We start from the raw sequence: 990 nt of genomic DNA on the forward strand, positions 1-990 counted from the left end.
GCTGCGGACCACGGTCAGCGCTGCGGTGATCGATTCGACCATCACGTCACCCAAGGAACCGGTCTTGATCAACTGGCCTTTACCCGGTACGACAGCGGCTTCGATGGTCAGCAATTCGCCACCCACTTGCGTCCACGCCAGCCCGGTTACTTGACCAATCTGATCTTGCGATTCAGCGAGGCCGTAGCGGAATTTACGCACGCCCAAGAAGTGCTCGAGCATCTCGGCAGTGACTTTCACCGAGAAGCGTTTTTCCATCGCATGCTCTTTGACCGCCTTGCGGCACACCTTGGCTATCTGGCGTTCCAGCCCACGTACACCGGCTTCACGGGTGTAGTAGCGGATGATGTCGCGGATCGCTTCGGCGTCGAATTCCAGCTCGCCTTTCTTCAAGCCGTTGGCAGTAATCTGCTTGGGCGAGAGGTATTTGACGGCGATGTTGATTTTCTCGTCTTCGGTGTAACCGGGCAGGCGAATCACTTCCATCCGGTCCAGCAAGGCCGGCGGGATGTTCATGGAGTTCGAGGTGCACAGGAACATCACATCGGACAGGTCGTAATCGACTTCCAGGTAGTGATCGTTGAAGTTGTGGTTTTGCTCAGGGTCGAGCACTTCCAACAACGCCGATGCCGGATCGCCACGCATGTCACTGCCCATTTTGTCGATTTCATCAAGCAGGAACAGCGGGTTGCGGACGCCCACCTTTGTCATCTTTTGAATCAATCTTCCTGGCATCGAACCGATGTAAGTACGGCGATGACCACGAATTTCAGCTTCGTCACGCACGCCACCGAGGGCCATACGCACAAATTTTCGGTTGGTGGCGTGAGCAATCGACTCCGCCAGCGAGGTTTTACCCACGCCAGGTGGGCCAACCAGGCACAACACCGGGCCACGAATTTTCTTCACGCGTTTTTGCACGGCGAGGTATTCGAGGATCCGCTCTTTGACTTCTTCCAGACCGTAGTGGTCTGCATCAAGGATGTCTTC

Annotated in this window: 1 protein-coding gene; it reads right to left on the bottom strand. The window is 55.9% G+C overall.

The annotated features are described in order from the left end of the window. Positions 1 to 990 (bottom strand): S16 family serine protease (locus AC1DRJ_RS29530; protein WP_477805239.1); only part of this gene is annotated, 990 nt, incomplete at both ends.

Source organism: Pseudomonas sp. P5_B2, from assembly GCF_056400445.1.